General features: G+C 43.7%; 15 protein-coding genes and 1 pseudogene. 6 read left to right on the plus strand and 10 right to left on the minus strand.

All coding sequences use genetic code 11. The features are described 5' to 3' along the window. Positions 1-345: 345 nt before the first annotated feature. From NOL38_RS05115 to treR, 3 genes are read right to left on the minus strand one after another with little or no spacing between them, the layout of a single operon-like run. Positions 346-894, minus strand: a complete 549-nt coding sequence (locus NOL38_RS05115; protein ID WP_277941562.1) for a CvpA family protein — start codon at positions 892-894, stop codon at positions 346-348. Continuing rightward, on the minus strand, positions 891-1,202 hold the full coding sequence (gene zapA / locus NOL38_RS05120) for a cell division protein ZapA (protein WP_044753576.1): 312 nt from the start codon (positions 1,200-1,202) through the stop codon (positions 891-893). Before zapA ends, NOL38_RS05115 begins: the two co-directional genes overlap by 4 nt. 57 nt (positions 1,203-1,259) lie before the next feature. Further along, positions 1,260-1,973, minus strand: coding sequence for a trehalose operon repressor (gene treR / locus NOL38_RS05125; protein ID WP_277941563.1), 714 nt, complete (start codon positions 1,971-1,973; stop codon positions 1,260-1,262). 233 nt (positions 1,974-2,206) lie between these two features. On the opposite strand from treR, the gene treP reads away from it, so the two are divergent. The 3 genes and pseudogenes from treP to NOL38_RS05140 form a co-directional block, all read left to right on the plus strand. Beyond that, complete coding sequence (treP, locus tag NOL38_RS05130; protein WP_277941564.1) at positions 2,207-4,150, plus strand: PTS system trehalose-specific EIIBC component; 1,944 nt, start codon at positions 2,207-2,209, stop codon at positions 4,148-4,150. An 84-nt stretch (positions 4,151-4,234) separates the two neighbouring features. Further along, on the plus strand, positions 4,235-5,860 hold the full coding sequence (gene treC / locus NOL38_RS05135; protein WP_277941565.1) for an alpha,alpha-phosphotrehalase: 1,626 nt from the start codon (positions 4,235-4,237) through the stop codon (positions 5,858-5,860). A 157-nt stretch (positions 5,861-6,017) separates the two neighbouring features. After that, a pseudogene (locus NOL38_RS05140) lies at positions 6,018-6,287 on the plus strand (iron chaperone); the annotation flags it as partial. Positions 6,288-6,370: 83 nt separating this feature from the next. Here NOL38_RS05140 and NOL38_RS05145 read toward each other — a convergent pair. After that, positions 6,371-7,507 carry a LysM peptidoglycan-binding domain-containing protein gene (locus NOL38_RS05145; protein WP_524534367.1) on the minus strand — a complete coding sequence of 379 codons (1,137 nt, stop codon included), beginning with the start codon at positions 7,505-7,507 and terminating at the stop codon, positions 6,371-6,373. A gap of 408 nt (positions 7,508-7,915) precedes the next feature. Continuing rightward, entirely contained in the window at positions 7,916-8,899 is a 984-nt protein-coding gene (locus NOL38_RS05150; protein WP_277941567.1) for a Gfo/Idh/MocA family protein, read from the minus strand. Between the two features lie 84 nt (positions 8,900-8,983). On the opposite strand from NOL38_RS05150, the gene rnhC reads away from it, so the two are divergent. The 3 genes from rnhC (at position 8,984) to recD2 (ending at position 13,073) form a co-directional block, all read left to right on the plus strand. Continuing rightward, the gene (rnhC, locus tag NOL38_RS05155; RefSeq protein ID WP_277941568.1) at positions 8,984-9,874 is read left to right on the plus strand and encodes a ribonuclease HIII; all 891 of its coding nucleotides are present in this window, start codon (positions 8,984-8,986) and stop codon (positions 9,872-9,874) included. 13 nt (positions 9,875-9,887) lie between these two features. Beyond that, complete coding sequence (gene lepB / locus NOL38_RS05160) at positions 9,888-10,520, plus strand: signal peptidase I (RefSeq protein ID WP_099876373.1); 633 nt, start codon at positions 9,888-9,890, stop codon at positions 10,518-10,520. 63 nt (positions 10,521-10,583) lie between these two features. Then, entirely contained in the window at positions 10,584-13,073 is a 2,490-nt protein-coding gene (recD2, locus tag NOL38_RS05165) for an SF1B family DNA helicase RecD2 (RefSeq protein WP_277941569.1), read from the plus strand. 279 nt (positions 13,074-13,352) lie between these two features. Here the strand turns inward: recD2 and NOL38_RS05170 are convergent, their stop codons facing one another. The 5 genes from NOL38_RS05170 to dinB all read right to left on the minus strand — a co-directional run bounded on the left by NOL38_RS05170 (position 13,353) and on the right by dinB (position 17,354). After that, positions 13,353-13,991 (minus strand): endonuclease III domain-containing protein, encoded by a 639-nt coding sequence (locus NOL38_RS05170; protein WP_277941570.1) that lies wholly within the window; start codon positions 13,989-13,991, stop codon positions 13,353-13,355. Positions 13,992-14,038: 47 nt separating this feature from the next. Beyond that, positions 14,039-14,959: a 1-phosphofructokinase family hexose kinase gene (locus tag NOL38_RS05175; RefSeq protein ID WP_277941571.1), complete on the minus strand. Its 921-nt coding sequence runs from the start codon at positions 14,957-14,959 to the stop codon at positions 14,039-14,041. A 104-nt stretch (positions 14,960-15,063) separates the two neighbouring features. Next, complete coding sequence (locus NOL38_RS05180; RefSeq protein ID WP_277941572.1) at positions 15,064-15,690, minus strand: NAD(P)-dependent oxidoreductase; 627 nt, start codon at positions 15,688-15,690, stop codon at positions 15,064-15,066. 134 nt (positions 15,691-15,824) lie between these two features. Beyond that, on the minus strand, positions 15,825-16,244 hold the full coding sequence (locus tag NOL38_RS05185) for an Rrf2 family transcriptional regulator (protein WP_277941573.1): 420 nt from the start codon (positions 16,242-16,244) through the stop codon (positions 15,825-15,827). Positions 16,245-16,286: 42 nt separating this feature from the next. Next, positions 16,287-17,354, minus strand: a complete 1,068-nt coding sequence (gene dinB, locus NOL38_RS05190) for a DNA polymerase IV (protein ID WP_277941574.1) — start codon at positions 17,352-17,354, stop codon at positions 16,287-16,289. Positions 17,355-17,594 lie beyond the last annotated feature (240 nt).

Consider the following 17,594-nt stretch of genomic DNA (forward strand, 5'->3'; position numbering starts at 1 on the left):
ATAGAACTCTGTTCCTTTTATATTTCAAGGGAACAGGCTGAGGCTGGGCAGAAAGTCCATCCTCGCTTCTCAGAGTTCGTGTCAACATCTCAGCGCAGTGGTTGATTGGCAGATTTGTTCGTGTTTCACACTCCAAATCTGACCTAATCAACTGTGCGGGGGTGGGAGTGAAACAGTCTGGGGATAGACTGTTTCAGCTCAACAACTCAAAACGAAAAATTGTTGACGAACTCTTTTAGACTGCTCGAGTTCTTTCCCACTCCCACTCATCAAATCAAGTCAACAATGTCTGATTTTGATTTTCGAAGAGTATTATAAATGACGATAAAAAGGATAAGGTCTCCCTTACCCTGCTATATTACTCAACCAGAGAGATTTTAAAAAGCTACTAGTGAATGGTGTGTACTGAATCATGATGTTGGCAAGAAAACTACTGTGCAATTTATCTTGAATCATCGCTAACGGAATAGTTGATAGCAAGACCATGACAATCTGAAGAGAAATAAAAGTCACCAAGACAGCCAAGGCGCCGCTTATGAGATTGGTCATTTTTGTATCAGGATTAAAAGCCTCTAATAGATGGACAAATATTCCTATGAAACGCACAATAGCATAAACCAAGACGTATATCAAAAGAAAGGCCAATCCCGCATAAAATACCATATCTAGGTCAAAGAGATATTTCTCATCAAAATAATAGTTGGAGCTCCCCTGAGTAGCATTGGCAAATGGCACCCAGAGATAAAGGAAGGATGCCAATTTTTTATAAGTAGCCGTCGCAACCACCAGAGCAATAATACTTCCCATGCTATAAAAGGCCTGTAGAACTAGACCACGACTGTAGCCAATGTAGAAACTCCATGCCAAAATGAGAACAATTACTAATGAAATCATACCTTGTCCTCAAGCTCATCTAAGTCAATCAAGGTCACATTCTTTTTCAAGACCTTTTCTTTGACGCTTGCAAGTTCTTGTTCCTTTTGTTCAAATGCCATCTCGCGCGTTAGTTGAACGGATAGAGCATTGATTGCCAACAAAAGCGCGAGGGTTTCAGGGTCCGCCGTCGGCATCTTTTCTTTGATGGCTTGGTATTTTTCCTGTGCAATACGCTCAATCTCTTCCATGAATAAATTATCATGCTCAGTTGTCAAGGTTAATTGCTTCCCGCCAAATGTAAATTTATATCGATTTAAGTTTGCCATATCTTACCTCTTCTTCTATCTATTATAGCGTAAAAAACTTGATTTGGCTAATCTCTCCTATAAAGAATGCTTTCTACGAGCAAAATCTACAAAACGGAATTTATCAATTTTATGCTTACTTTCTGTATATTGGAATTGCTGGGTATCACCGAGATAGACACGAGATTTAATCAAGACCAAATAATCATCCTTCGATTGCATTAGCTCACGCTCTTCTCGATTGGTCGGCTCTACCGTAATCTCTTTTTGTGCATAAGCAATATCAAGGCCTAACTTATTTTCTAGGTATTCGTAGATGGATTTTTCAACAATAGCAGTTGTCAACTCTGGCACGACATCGACAGCAAGATAATCTGTATCCACAACGGAGACCTTACCGTCAATCGAACGTGTACGGACAACTTTCCACACCTTGCTATACGGCTCAAAGCCTGTCAAGTGCGAAAGGCTACTATTAACGGTAATCATATCTAAGCTGACGACATCTGTCTTGGTAGAAAGCTGGAGAACATTTGTCAATTCCTGATAGGAAGTTAAACCTGAAACTGGGAAATTGAGAATTTCTTGCTTAAGGACCATTGAACCACGCCCTTGCACTTTTTGAATCAAACCTCCCTCAGTCAAAATCGCCAACGCCTTACGAACCGTATCACGACTAACACCATAGATTTCCTGGAGCTGTTGTTCTGTCGGTAGGGAGCTTTCTGCCGGATAAACATTTGTCCGTATTTTTTCTTTTAAGTCATTATAAATTTCTTGGTATTTTTTCATCATTTCCTCGCAAATTCATCTGTCAAATAACATACAACTATCAACATTATAACAAAATTCATTTCAAAATTTAAAAAAACTAAGCAAAAACGCTTGCATTATTTTTTGAAATCGGATACAATATTAACACAAACGAAATTTGTCCGTACAAATTTCAAAAAAGGACATGCTTCAAAAGATGTCTAAAAAATATAAGGTGACGGTTTCCATAAGCCGTCTAGAAGGAAAAATATATGGGAAAATTTGAAAAAGAAGCCAAACAGCTCCTGGACGCTATTGGCGGCAAAGAAAATGTTAACGCAGTTACTCACTGTGCAACACGTATGCGCTTTGTTCTAGCGGATGACAAAAAAGCAAACGTAAAAGTCATCGAAGATATTCCTGCTGTAAAAGGAACCTTTACAAACGCAGGTCAGTTCCAAGTCATCATCGGTAACGATGTACCAATCTTCTACAATGACTTCACAGCCGTGTCTGGTATCGAAGGCGTATCTAAGGAAGCTGCCAAGTCAGCAGCTAAAAGCAACCAAAATGCCATCCAACGTGTCATGACTATGTTGGCGGAAATCTTCACGCCGATCATCCCAGCCCTTATCGTCGGCGGTTTGATTCTCGGTTTCCGTAACGTTTTGGAAGGTGTACAATGGTCTGCTTTGAATGGGAAAACAATCGTTGAAGTATCTCCATTCTGGAATGGGGTCAACCACTTCCTCTGGTTGCCAGGTGAAGCCATCTTCCACTTCCTACCAGTAGGTATCACTTGGTCTGTATCTCGTAAGATGGGGACATCTCAAATCCTTGGTATCGTCCTTGGTATCTGTTTGGTTTCTCCTCAGTTGCTCAACGCTTATGCCGTACCTGGTACAGATGCAGCAACTATTGCCAGCGACTGGTCTTGGAACTTCGGTGCATTTAGTATTGCCCGTATCGGTTATCAAGCGCAAGTTATCCCTGCCCTCCTTGCCGGTTTGGCACTGTCTTACCTAGAAATCTTCTGGCGTAAGGTTGTTCCAGAAGTGGTCTCAATGATCTTCGTACCATTCCTATCACTTCTTCCAGCAATTATCTTGGCTCACACTGTCCTTGGTCCTATCGGTTGGACAATCGGTCAATGGTTGTCAACTATCGTATTGGCTGGTTTGACTGGTCCATTGAAATGGCTCTTCGGTGCGGTATTCGGTGCCCTCTATGCGCCATTCGTTATCACTGGTCTTCACCACATGACAAATGCCATCGATACACAATTGATTGCGGATGCTGGTGGAACTGGTCTCTGGCCAATGATTGCTCTTTCTAACATTGCTCAAGGTTCTGCGGTATTTGCTTACTTCCTCATGAACCGTCACAATGAAAAAGAAGCTCAAGTTTCACTTCCTGCAACTATTTCTGCCTACCTAGGTGTTACTGAACCAGCCCTCTTTGGTGTTAACGTGAAATACGTTTACCCATTCGTAGCGGCTATGATTGGTTCAAGTATTGCTGGACTTCTCTCTGTAACCTTCAACATCCAAGCTGCTTCTATCGGTATCGGTGGTCTTCCAGGTATCTTGTCTATCAAGGCTGAATACTGGGGTGCATTCTTCATGACAATGATTGTTGCGATTGTTGTCCCAATGATTTTGACAGCTGTTTTCAAACGTACAGGTGCATTTTCAAAAAAAGAAGAAACTGTTGAAGAAGTTGTAGTCGTAACTGAAACTGTCGTTGAAACTGGTTCTGCTATCGAATTGATCAGCCCCCTAACTGGTCAAGCAAAAGAATTGTCACAAGCTACTGACCCTGTATTTGCATCAGGTGTTATGGGACAAGGGGTCCTTATCGATCCTATCGAAGGCATCTTGGTTGCTCCAGTCGATGGTGAAGTATCTGTCCTCTTCCCTACTAACCACGCTGTTGGTATTACTGCTACAAACGGAGTTGAACTCCTTATGCACATCGGTATGGATACTGTTGGATTGGAAGGCAAAGGCTTCACAGCTCACGTCAAACAAGGTGACAAGGTAAAAGCTGGCGATAAATTGATTAGCTTTGACATCGATGTCATCAAGGCTGCTGGTCTCATCGCTGAAACACCAGTTATCGTGACCAACCAAACGGATTTCAATACAGAGGTTCTTGGAAGCCTTCCTCGTTCAGTAGAACGTGGCCAAGCTATCTTGAAAGCAACAAAAGCATAAAACAAAATAAGTGTAGAGAGTTGGTGACCCCAACTCTTTGCCGTTGATACAATCATTCTCGAGAAAGGTATTGGTAACATCATCATGACCATTGACAAGCGCAAAGTTGTCTATCAAATCTACCCCAAATCTTACAAGGACACAACCGGAAACGGTGTTGGTGATTTACGTGGGATTATAGAAAAACTCCCTTATCTGAAGGAGCTAGGAATTGACATGATCTGGCTCAATCCCTTCTACCCAAGTCCGCAGCGAGACAACGGCTATGATATCTCTGACTATACGGCCGTCAATCCTGATTTCGGCACCATGGCTGACTTTGAAGAAATGGTGGCCGTTGGTAAAGAGCTGGGTATCGAATTCATGCTAGACATGGTCCTCAACCACTGCTCAACCGACCACGAGTGGTTCCAAAAGGCCCTAGCCGGCGACAAATACTACCAGGATTTCTTTATCCTACGTGACCAACCAACTGACTGGTTTTCCAAGTTTGGTGGCAATGCCTGGGCTCCTTTTGGAGATACTGGGAAATACTACCTCCACCTCTTCGACGTGACCCAAGCCGACCTCAACTGGCGAAATCCTCATGTCCGCGAAGAACTGTTCAAGGTGGTCAACTTCTGGAAAGACAAGGGTGTCAAAGGCTTCCGCTTCGATGTCATTAACCTGATTGGTAAGGACGAAGTCCTCGAAGACTGCCCAATCAATGACGGTAAGCCTGCTTACACCGACCGCCCGATCACCCACGACTACCTCAAGATGATGAATAACGCCACTTTTGGAGCAGAAAAAGGCTTCTTGACCGTCGGGGAAATGTCTGCCACCACCATTGAAAACTGCATTCTCTACACAGCTCCTGAGCGGGAAGAACTGTCCATGGCCTTCAACTTCCACCACTTGAAAGTGGATTACAAGGACGGTCAAAAATGGACCATTATGGACTTTGACTTTGAGGAACTCAAACAACTCTTCCACACTTGGGGGGAAGAAATGTCCGTCGGAAATGGCTGGAACGCCCTTTTCTACAACAACCACGACCAGCCTCGTGCCCTCAACCGCTTTGTTGATGTGGAGAATTTCCGCAACGAAGGAGCAACCATGCTGGCTGCCTCTATCCATCTGTCACGCGGTACACCTTACATCTACATGGGCGAGGAAATCGGCATGATTGACCCCGATTACGACAGTATGGACGACTACGTAGATGTCGAGTCTATCAACGCCTACCAGATGCTCTTGGACCAAGGTCATACACCTGAGCAGGCCTTCAAGATTATCCAGGCCAAGTCCCGTGACAATTCCCGCACCCCGATGCAGTGGGATGCTTCTGACAATGCAGGCTTCTCAACAGGAACTCCTTGGCTGAAAGCTGGCAAATCCTATCCAACCATTAACGTTGAAGCCGAAAAAACAGGCCCAATCTTCACCTTCTATCAAGAACTCATCCGCCTGCGGAAAGAACTCCCTCTGATTTCAGAAGGGGATTACAAGGCAGCCTATAAGGACAGCCAGAAAGTCTATGCCTTTGAGCGTTTACTAAACGGTGAAAAATTACTGGTCCTCAACAATTTCTTCGCAGAAGAGGTTGAACTAGACCTGGCAGACGACTATGCCCACGGCCAAGTCCTCATCAGCAACTATCCTGATAACAAACTCGGTAAGAAAATTACCCTCAAGCCTTATCAAGCACTGGCGATTTTGGTTAAATAATTAATAAAAGAGGAGACCACTCCTCTTTTGTGATACAATGAAATAAAAAAGAAAAGGAAACATCATGCTCCAAGAATTTTTGAACAAGGTCAACAATCCTGTCTTGAAGGACAAACTAGAAGGCATTTTCAATCAAATCTAGCAAGAATTTCCAAGTCTAACCACAGAAATCAAGTGGAACCAGCCCATGTTTATCATGGATGGAACCTTTATCATCGGATTCTCTGCTGCCAAGGCTCATATTTCCATTGCACCTGAAACGGTTACTATGGAAACCTTTGCCAAGGACATCAAGGAGGCGGGCTACGAGGCGACTTCCAACCTCTTCAAAATCAGAGAAGACCAAGAGGTCAACTGGGACCTGCTCCGCACTATCATCACCTTTAACATGGATGAGAAGAAGGGCTATGACAAGTTCTGGAGATAAGATAAGAAACTTGTATCCCATACCTTCCAATTAATAAGCACGCAAAAATAGCCAAGCTCACCGTGAGTTTGGCTATAATTATTTTATGGATTAAATGACACGTGTACGTGGTCATAATGGTTTTCAGTAATACTTCCGCGGTCTGGCATCAAGTTCCAAGTATATGCAGGTCCATAAATACTTGCATATGGAGCATAAAAACGTTGTTTCCAGATAATATAGGAAATATTTTTCGCACCCATATTGGCAATAGCATATTCTGCTACTTGATCCCCAAGTGCTGAACTTTGTGGTACCATGAAGTCAATGGCTAAGCCTTTACCATGGTCGCCAGAATCGCCAGCACGATATCCTGAGAAGGAAGTAATACCGAAGGCGTTAGCTACTTCTGCACGGAAGGCTGCGACCTGTGGTTGCAAGCCTACATCAAATGAGCTAGTCGCTGCTTGGGTTTGGGCTGCCGCTTGTGGAGTTTCAACTACAGGCTGTTCTACAGGTGCTTCTACTACAGGTTGCTCTGCAACTTCCTCTACAGGTGCCTCAACCACAGGTTGCTCTACAACTTCCTCCACAGGCGCTTCTACTACAGGCTGCTCTACAACTTCCTCTACAGGTGCCTCAACCACAGGTTGTTCTGCAACTTCCTCCACAGGTGCTTCTGCTACAGGCTGTTCTACAACTTCCTCTACAGGTGCTTCTACTACAGGCTGTTCTACAACTTCCTCCACAGGTGCTTCTGCTACAGGCTGTTCTACAACTTCCTCTACGGGCGCTGAGGCGGTAACTGATGAAATTTGATCCAAGGGAACAACCGTATCCTCAACCGTTACTTGATTGGTTGTTAGGTCAACAGTTGCCTGAACGGTCTCATTTGTGCTTCCCTGAACAGGTGCTTCAATCTCAACCTGAGTCACTTGATTGTTTTGGTCAACAGTCGTCGTCAGTACCGTATCAGGGAAAATCAAGTTGACATCTGCAATTTGATTTATTTTCGCCAACAAGTCCATATCAACATTCATAGCTGAGGCGATGGCAGATAGGGTATCTCCATACCGAACAGTATAGGTCATCTTTCCTTCTTCTTGTACAATTTCTGGGCTAATTTCAGAAACAGTACGTGGAGCCCATTCGATGGCTAAAACATTTGTCGAAATCATCCCTGTACTAAAGAGGGAAAGAGCCAATGAAGATGTGTATAACATCTTCTTATTGTTTTTCATGATGGGTGTTTTTCTCTTGCGACGCATATGTTGTGGTTTATTTGTTCTCTTACGTTTCATAATCTTATTCCTTCTTTATTTTTGAGATAGTTCTATCTTACCTAAATTAAATCTGAAAAACAAGCCTTCAACCGTTCTTTTAAATAAACTGTCTCCACTATGTAATCTTAGGACTTTTCTGTCACACAATCAATATAAATGTCATCTGACTGTCATATTATTAGATAATACTCAATGAAAATCAAAAACAGACTCGGAGACGCAGATGCAGATAGAACTAAAGTTTATCAAATCAAGTCAACAACGTCTGGATTTTTGAAGAGTATAAGTAAAAAATAAGAGTAAGGCAGTAATCCAACAATTGGCTACTAACTCACTCTCATTTCTATTTTCGGATTAGTCAAAAACCTACATTTCTTCAGGATAAACCAAGCACCATTCTTTACGGAGTTGGGTCATGATCTCCATGACATCTTGGGTGTAGGCTAGGTGCATGGTGTTTTCGATGCCTGCGACAGCTTTTTCCATATCCGCCACTTCATAAGAAAGCGCCTTGGCTGTCTCGCCCGCTTCGATTACCTCTTGACTGCCGTCTTCAGTATAGGTAATGACTGCCGTCTGACCACGAGGATAGTCGTAAAGTTCGATGTAGCCCTTGTCGTAGGCAATAGTACCCCGTTTTGGCTGTTTGGCATGGAGGGTCAGGGCGATGGTCGCCATTTCTCCTGCATCATTGCTGAGCAAAATCCCTACCTGCTCGTCCACACCTGTCGGAGCTAATTTAACCTGAGATAGGACTTGATTTGGCTTTTCTGTCATAAACCAACGGACAAAGGACAGAGCGTAGACACCAATATCCAAGAGGGCACCGCCGGCCAAGTTCTTATTGAAAAAGCGGTTGGTCATGTCGTATTCCTTGTAGCTGCCAAAGTTCATCTGAATCATCTTCAACTCTCCAAGCTTACCACTGGCAACCACTTCGCTCAACTGACGATAGATTGGCATGTGGAAAATAGTCATGGCTTCTGCCAGGATAACCTGATTTTCTTCTGCCAGTTGAGTGGCTTCTGCTAATTCTTCTGAATTAAGCGTAATAGACTTTTCACAGAGGACATGCTTTCCAGCCTTCAAGGCCTTTCTCAAATAATTGATATGGGTATTGTGAGGCGTAGAAATATAGATAATGTCTACTTCAGGATCCTCAAACACTTCATCGATTTCTCGATAAACTTTCTCGATGCCATATTTTTGCGCAAATTCCACACCCTTGTCATAGGTACGGTTGGCTACCGAATAAAGATTTCCTCCCATAGCCTGCAAGGCCTGAACCAATTCATTGGCAATGACACCTGTTCCCAGAGTCGCCCATTTATACTTCATTTGCACTTCCATAGTGTACCTCACTTTCTTCTACCATTATAGTAAATTCCACCCTTTTCTGCACACTCTAACTAGCATTTGTGTTACAATAAGAACATGAATACCGTTGTACTAAAGGCCTCTGCCCAGCAAAAACAAGCCATGATGGCTCACTATAACCGCTATCGGCAGACCAGCAAAAACCCTTACATAGAAGCATTTTTCAAACTGACCGGTGCCAGCCTGTCCATCTACACTTCTGGAAAAGTCGTTTTTCAGGGGGAAATGGCAGAGCAGGAAGCAGGGCTCTGGGGCTATGAGCCAGAAAGCTCTGGACAGACGACTGTACCTGGTCAAAACCTGCCCATGATTGGTACCGATGAGGTTGGAAACGGGTCTTATTTTGGAGGTTTGGCAGTCGTTGCTAGTTTTGTCCGCCCAGAAGACCATGCCTTTCTCAAGTCGCTTGGTGTGGATGATTCCAAGAAAATGACAGACCAAAAAATCTGCCAAATCGCACCACTCTTAAAAGAGAAAATCCCCCACCAAGCTCTGCTATTGTCACCGAAAAAATACAACGAAGTCATCGAGCAAGGCTACAATGCGGTGTCTGTCAAGGTCGCCCTACACAATCAGGCTATTTTCTTACTCTTGCAAAAGGGTATTCAGCCTGAGAAGATTGTCATTGATGCCTTCACTTCCAGTCAAAATTATCAAAAATACTTGAAAAAGGAAGCCAACCAATTTGCCAACCCCGTCACTCTGGAAGAAAAGGCTGAGGGCAAGTACCTGGCTGTGGCAGTATCTTCTATTATTGCTAGAGCTATGTTTTTAGAAAATCTTGTCCAGCTTGGTCAATTGGTAGGCAGAAACCTGCCTTCAGGAGCTGGCAGTAAATCCGACCAAGTCGCAGCAAGCATCATAAAAGACTATGGCATGGCAGGTCTCTCTCAAACAGCCAAACTCCACTTTGCCAATACGCAAAAAGCACAAAAATTATTGAAATGAGGAAACTACTATCATGGGAAGAAGAAAACAGCAAACAAAACGATCGCCATTAGTCACCTTCTTAGCTGAGTGGGGCATCTTTTTACTGTTTATGGCCGCTTTTTTTGCCAGTCGTTACTTTATCTGGAACCCTGTATCTGTCGATGGCCATTCTATGGACCCAACGCTTCAACACCAAGAAAAATTGATTATGTTAAAAACTACTTCAATTGACAGATTTGACATCGTCGTGGCTAGCGAAACCGATGAAAGTGGCGATGAAAAACTGATTGTCAAACGTGTGATTGGTATGCCAGGTGACACCATTCGCTACGAAAACGATGTCCTCTATGTTAACGACCAAAAAGTGGACGAGCCTTACTTAGATGAATATCTAGCTGCATTCCAGAAAGATAAACTTCAAGAAGTCTATTCTTACAACAAACAATTCCAAGCTGTAGCCCAATCTGCTGAAGCTTTCACACAAGATGCCAATGGTTACGTAGACTTTACCGTGACAGTCCCAGAAGGACAATACTACCTGATGGGAGATGACCGCCTTGTCTCACTAGATAGTCGTAGTGTAGGAACATTTTCCCGTGAAAACATCAAAGGAGAAGTTGTCTTTCGCATGTGGCCTCTCAACCGTATTGGGACTGTTGATTAATACAAACAAGTTTGGAGCAATCCGTTCCAAACTTCTTTTTCATTATTATTGGAAATAAGGTCTATGAACGAAGTGTATTTTACCGGTACTATTGACCGGATTATTTTTGAAAATCCTAGTAATTTTTATAAAATCCTTCTCCTTGAAATTGAGGAGACAGACGCAGACTATGATGACTACGAAATTATTGTGACCGGAACGATTGCCGATGTCATTGAAGGAGAAGACTATCGTTTCTATGGCAATCTGGTCACCCATCCCAAGTATGGTCAGCAGCTGCAAATTTCGCGTTACGAACGCAGCAAGCCTACCTCCGCTGGTCTAGTCAAGTACTTCTCCAGCGAGCATTTCAAGGGAATTGGACGCAAAACAGCTGAAAAAATCGTTGAGCTCTATGGCGAAGATACCATTGATAAGATTTTAGCTGAACCTGAAAAACTAACCCAAATCACAGGCCTATCCAGCAAGAACATGCAGGCATTTGTCGAAAAACTCCACCTCAATTATGGAACCGAGTTGATCTTGGCAAAACTAGCCGAGTATGGCATTCCCAATAAATTGGCCTTTCAAATCCAAGACCAGTATAAGGAAAAAACACTTCAGATTATTGAAGAAAATCCCTATCAACTGGTCGAAGATGTCCAGGGGCTCGGCTTTACCATTGCCGATAGGATTGCGGAAAATCTAGGAATTGCCAGTGATTCACCCCAACGTTTTCGGGCTGGCATGCTCTTTAGCCTCATCCATCGCTCCATGGAAACAGGCGATACCTATGTGGAGGCCAGAGACTTGCTGGAAGCAACCCTTGAACTGCTGGAAAAATCCCGCCATACAGAGCTGGACCCCGCTGCTGTTGCCAAAGAATTGACGGGACTAATTGCAGACGACAAGGTACAGCAAGAAGGCACAAAGATTTTTGACAACAGCCTCTACTTTGCCGAACATGGTATCCATAAAAACCTGACCCGCCTGATGGGAAAAAATGGTTTCAAACCCTTCCCACGCGCAGACGTTGAGGCTGCCATCGCAGAGCTGGAAACTATGTCTTCCCTGACCTACGATGACATTCAAAAAGAAGCCATCGTCCAAGCCATTACCAATCCGCTTTTCATTCTGACAGGCGGACCAGGGACTGGAAAAACAACGGTTATCAACGGTATTATCGCGGTCTATGCCATCTTGCATAAGATTGACCTGACTCGCAATCGAGAAGAATGCCCAGTCCTCCTAGCCGCTCCAACTGGACGAGCAGCCAGACGAATGAATGAATTGACAGGGCTGCCTTCTGCCACCATCCACCGACATCTGGGGCTTGTCGAAGGACAGGAAGAATCCTACCGAGATGACTACCTCGAAGCTGATTTCATCATCGTGGATGAGTTTTCTATGGTCGACACTTGGTTGGCAAACCAGCTCTTCCAGAACATCTCCTCCCAAACCCAAGTTCTGATTGTCGGCGATGCGGAGCAATTACCATCTGTCAGTCCCGGTCAAGTCCTTGCTGACCTCTTGAAAATTGACAAGCTACCCAGCATCACTCTGGAACGCATCTATCGTCAATCCGATGATTCGACCATTGTTACCCTAGCCAGCCAGATTCGCCAAGGGGCTCTGCCGAGCGATTTCCGTGAGAAAAAGGCTGACCGCTCCTATTTTGAAGCGCAAAACGAACAAATTCCAGCTCTGATTGAGCGCATTGTCGGCGCAGCCATCAAGTCGGGAATTCCTGCAAACGAAGTCCAAATCCTCGCTCCCATGTACCGTGGGGCCGCAGGCATTGACCAACTCAACACCATGACCCAGGCCCTGCTCAATCCACTGGAAGAGGGAGAGTTAGAATTCCTCCATAACGAGCAAGCCTTCCGCCAAGGCGACCGGGTCATTCATCTAGTCAACGACGCCGAAGCCAATGTCTTCAATGGCGACTTGGGCTATATTACCGACCTCCTGCCTGCCAAGTACACCGACTCCAAGCAGGACGAGATTACCATCAACTTCGACGGTAGCGAGGTCACCTATCCACGCAATGAATGGTACAAGATTACCCTGGCCTATGCCATGTCCATCCACAAGTCCCAAGGCAGCGAGTTTCAGGTCGTCATCCTTCCCATCACGCGCACCAGCCACCGCATGCTCCAGCGCAATCTAGTCTACACCGCCATCACCCGCTCCAAGAGCAAGCTCATCCTCCTGGGTGAAATCTCCGCCTTCGACTACGCCGTCAAAAACGCCGGAACCGTCCGAAAAACCTATCTGGTCCCACGTTTCCAAGGGGAAATGGCAGAGCAGGATAGCAAGGAAGCTTTAGCTGAAAAAGACGAAAGTAAAACAGCTGCAACCGTCCAAACCCAGCCCCCTACACAGCCAGACAGGAAAGAACAGGTTAAAGTAGTCAAAGAAAACAACCAACAACTCTCCCTTCTTGATCAAGACCAGCCAGAAAAAACAAGGCCCCAACTCACAGAATACATCCTCACTGTGGACAACTTGCTAACCATCGACCCTATGATTGGCATAGAACAGGCAGATATTGAAGAATTTTTTAAAGCATAAAAACCAGCAAGTCAGTAGATTTGCTGGTTTTACTCTTTTATAATCGTTTCGTTTGCTTTTAGTACAAGGCAACGATATGCAGACTACTTCAACTGTCCAGTGGAGTGTTTAAACTCGGAAATAAGGAAATGAGGCTTCCTCGCTCTTCGTAGTAATAAAAAATACACTAATTGATACTCAATGAAAATCAAAATCAAGCTAGGCGACGCAGATGCAGATAGAACTGAGGTACATCAAATCAAGTCAACAACGTCTGATTTTGATTTTCGAAGAGTATGACTATATCATCAACCATGATTCATCAAGCTGCCCCTTTGTTAATCTGAACTGCTTGCCATGTTCATCAATCAGTGCATGAAGCTCCTGAGCGTCTTTTACCGACCAATCTTTTATATGCTCTGTAAATTCCTGTCTCAAACTCAAATAATCCTGAGACTGGCTAAGTCCTAACCGATTAAATAGTCGAAGAGCATATTGATCCGCCACAAAAACACTTCTTCGACACAAATAGAGCAAAATGACATCCGCAGTTTCATTGCCAACCCCCTTCAAGCTCAGCAGCTCTTTTCGGAGTACTGCTGTCTCAACACGATCTAGACGAGAAAAATCTCCATCGAACTGATTGGCCCACTCAACCACCGACCGAATGTAGAGTGATTTTTGTTTGAAGAATCCTGCTGGGCGAATGCATTCTTGTAAATCCTCCACAGGCATCTCTAAAAGCGAATGAATTGTCAATCGTCCCTCCAACTGTTCTAAAGCACGCTTGGCATTTGCTTCCGTTGTTTGCTGAATAAGAATCATAGATACCAAATCCTTTATGGGATTTTCATCATTCCACCAGTGAAATTCACCATATCGCCGTTTTAAATTTTGGTAAAGAACCGTCAACTGTTCCACTACTATCCCCCATATCACCTTGTTTCTCCTTGCCATTATAGCACGATGAGTAAAGAGATACAATGCTACAGTTCCTCTAGTAATATTGTATCTACAATCGCTTCAAACTGCTCTGCTTCAACTTCTGGGAAATAGTTGAGGCAGTTGGCAGTCGCAAAGGCTGCTGCTTCTTTCAAAAAGATTTCTGGGGCTTGACCTTGACTGATTCCCTTGACTAGCAAGCCCAGGTAGAAATCCCCTGCGGCAATCGGATTACGCGTTTCTTTCTTTGGAGATTGGATACGGAAGAAGCGCTGACCAATCTTAGCTAGACTCCCCTTGCCTCCCATGGTAATGATGATATTCTCATGAGGAGTCACTTCTTTCAGGATACCTAAAATAGCTTCAGGACTTTCTTCATCCAGCTCTGGATAAATATCTTTCAGCTCTTCATTATTGATTTTGATAAGGGCCGGCCTAGCTTGATAAGCCGCACGTAAAGCTGGTCCACTGGTGTCCACTATGGTCAGAACCTCTGGGTATTTTTCAATAAACCGCTGAATATAATCATCCGGCATCCCCTTCATCAGACTGCCTGAAAAGACTAGGATGTCGCCAGCTTGCAGGCTATTTTCAATCTGCTGAGTGAATTGGTTGAGCAAATCCTCTGTTAGTTCAAAACCTTTTTCATAAAATAGTACTACATCGCCTGTGCTGGTTTCTACGTAAATATTGCAGGTTCTTGTGTTCTGATTATTTTCAACCACGCACAGGGCATTTCCACCATCAGCATTAAGCTCCTGAATATAGCGACCAATCTGCCCACCTAAAATGGTATGGATAGTGTAGTCTGTCACTCCATTTTCTCGAAGTGCATAGGCCACGTTGAAACTTTTTCCACCAGGATAATCCCTCACTTCCGTCGGTCTCAGGGGAATATTCTTTTCAATCTTTTCCACAAGAAGCGTGCGGTCTAGGGCTGGATTGGGACAAATCAAGTGAATCATGACGGTCTCCTTTTTAGTTTTTGTTTATATTATTATACTATATGCAAGTAAAAAATAAAAAGATAATTCCTCGATGGAACTATCTTTTAGACCATTTAAATTTTTTATGCAAGTACGGAAATTCGTTCCTGCTGGTAGCCACCTTTTTCCGCAATGTCAACCAAAGCCACAGCATAGTCGGCATAACTAATATAGCTTTCACCTTGGGCATTGACTTGGAAAACCTCGCCAGCCAAAGTGTAGGCACCTGCTTTTTGTCCTTCCGCATCAAAATCTGCTGCTGGGCTGATATAGGTCCAGTTGACCGCTGTCGCCTGACGATAGAGGTCTAGACCAGCACCCATAGCCTCAGCGATTGGCAGGTAGTCCGCAGGGAAATTTGGAGTATCTTTCAGCATAGCTGTCTGGCTCTCGTCTAAATAAAGACTGCCTGCACCACCAACTACTAAAAGACGAGTTGGACTACCAGCAAGGATAGTCGCTAGATGCTCAGCAAGACGAGCGTGATCCGGCAAGGTTTCTGGTGTCCAAGCACCAAAAGCATTGACTACTATATCAAAGCCTGCCAAATCTTCTTTGGTAAGAGCAAAAGCATCCTTCTGGATTACTTCTTGGGCTACGCTCTTGTTTTCAGAACGGACAATAGCCGTCACCAGATGACCACGTTCTACTGCTTCCTTTGCAATAGTTTGACCTGCTTGACCATTCGCTGCAATAATAGCAATTTTCATATTGATACCTCACTTATTTCGTTGTAATAACTTTATTTATAACGTAAGTATAAATCATTTCGGTTGTAATGTCAATTGTTACAGCTCGAAAATTAAAAAAATCATCAAACTGATGATTCCTTCATTTAATGTAATTATAGTTCCGCCAGTAAATCAGCAATGGTCGTCTGTGCAAGTTCTCTTTCCAAAGCCGACTGAGCATTTTCCAAACGACTATCTAGCAGAGGATGAATATTGCGACCTACCTGGCAGGAAGGATTCGGTTGCTCATGAAAAGCGAATAATTGGCCTTTTTCTCCAAATAACTCCACAGCCTGATAGACATGCAAAAGTGTAATCTGGTCTGGACCCTGTGCCAAGCGAGCACCTCCAACACCACGCGCTACTTCTACCAGACCAGCCTCCTTGAGTTGGGACAAAATATTTCGGATAATGACAGGATTAACCCCGACACTGCCTGCAATGCTAGTACTGGTCTGTTTTTCTTTTTCTCCTTCCAAAGCCAAGAGAACCAAGATATGGCTGGCAATGGTAAATCTACTTGAAATTTGCATCTCTTCTCCTTTTTTTCAGTCTATCATAGACTGAAACAGAACTCAAGCCTGAAAGTTTGTGACTGTCACTCCTAACAACCGGATACCTTTTTCAACTTGTCCAATCTCTTCAATCAACTGACGAACCTCTTTTTCAATGATATCTAACTGGTCGGTGTATTCATCAAGACTATGGCGTTTGGTTAGTGTAGAAAAATCACCATAACGCACCTTTAACACAATTGTTCGACCCTTCTTTTCATTACGCTCCAAGCTACCAGCAACCCGTTGACAAAGACTGGTTAACTCTTTCAGTACGTCCTCATCTCGATAAAGTAATTTCCGATAGGTTCTTTCCTTACCAATAGACTTGCGCACTCGATCCACCTTAACAGGTGAATTGGAAATTCCCCTAGCCTTGCGATAGAGGTCAAAACCGAAACGACCGAATGTATCAATCAAAACCATCTCTGGTACATCTAACAGATCCTGTCCTGTGTAGACCCCCATATCATGTAGTCGTTCTACAGTTTTCTTGCCAACACCATGAAATTTTTCAATCGGCAAGGATGCCAATACCCCCACAGCCTCTTCTGGTAAAATCAAGGTCAATCCATGTGGTTTTTCCATATCCGAAGCAATCTTTGCCAAAAATTTGTTATAGGAAACACCAGCTGAAGCTGTCAGATGCAACTCATTCCATATGTCGTATTGGATTAGTTTGGCGATTTTAACTGCTGAGCTAAGGCCTAACTTATTTTCCGTCACATCTAGATAGGCCTCATCGATAGACATGGGCTCCACCAAATCAGTATAGCGATGGAAAATTTCTCGAACCTGTCGCCCAACTTCCTGATATTTTTCATAATTGCCAGAAATGAAAATCGCCTGAGGACAACGCTCATAGGCTTCTTTTGAGGACATAGCCGAGTGAATCCCAAAGGCACGCGCCTCATAATTACAAGTCGACACAACACCTCTTCCGCCAGACAACCTAGGGTCCGCTCCAATAATAACAGGCTTTCCTTTCAATTCAGGATTGTCCCTTACCTCAATGGCAGCAAAAAAAGCATCCATGTCTACATGAATAATTTTTCTAGATAAATCATTGATTAGAGGAAAAATTAACATGAACACTCCTTTCTGCTCCTTCCTACTAGATATATTATAGCCTATCTAACAAATTTTTTCATAAAGCGAACATTGACAGGCAATTAGTACTCAATGAAATTCAAAATCAGACTAGGCGACGCATATGCAGATAGAACACCACTACTTCGCATTTTTAGATAGTAGAATTTTCAAATATATAAACTTAGACGTGTCCTGTCTCTAATTCCATTTTGCTATAAGTTTGCGAAAAGCTTCGAT

This window comes from Streptococcus suis, assembly GCF_029616525.1.
Taxonomy (GTDB): domain Bacteria; phylum Bacillota; class Bacilli; order Lactobacillales; family Streptococcaceae; genus Streptococcus; species Streptococcus suis_AF.